The sequence below is a fragment of the Tsukamurella sputi genome (assembly GCF_007858445.1).
Taxonomy (GTDB): Bacteria; Actinomycetota; Actinomycetes; order Mycobacteriales; family Mycobacteriaceae; genus Tsukamurella; species Tsukamurella sputi.
Map to the genome: position 1 here is coordinate 1 of NZ_VIGV01000206.1, position 526 is coordinate 526.

At 45.4% G+C, this 526-nt stretch carries 1 pseudogene; it reads left to right on the forward strand.

The features are described 5' to 3' along the window. A pseudogene (locus FK268_RS26215) lies at window positions 1–526 on the forward strand (anthranilate phosphoribosyltransferase); the annotation flags it as partial.

Consider the following 526-nt stretch of genomic DNA (forward strand, 5'->3'; position numbering starts at 1 on the left):
AAAACCATGACAGATAGAACGAATACTTCATTAAAACCGATTTTTCAAAGACTCTATAGTGGTGAGAGATTATCTCAAGAGGAGAGCCATCAACTCTTTAGTGCCATTGCAAGAGGTGAAGTGAGCGAGGCACTTTTGGGAGCCGCATTAATCTCGATGAAGTTACGAGGTGAAACTCCTGCTGAAGTTGCCGGAGCTGCTAGCGCCTTCTTAAGTGAAGCAAAATATTTTGATACTCCCGATTATCCCTTTGCCGATATTGTCGGAACCGGCGGTGATGGCCTTAATACCGTCAATATCTCAACAGCAAGTGCTCTAGTGGGTGCAAGTTGTGGTGCAATCGTTGCAAAACATGGAAATCGTAGTGTCTCTAGCTTAACCGGTTCCTCTGATCTATTACAGGCGTTAGGAGTAGATCTCTATAAGAGTCCTGAAGAGGCACGCACTGCATTAGATCAAGCGCGCATCACTTTCCTCTTTGCTCCCCACTATCATGGTGGCTTTAAGTATGCGGCGAAGACAAGAG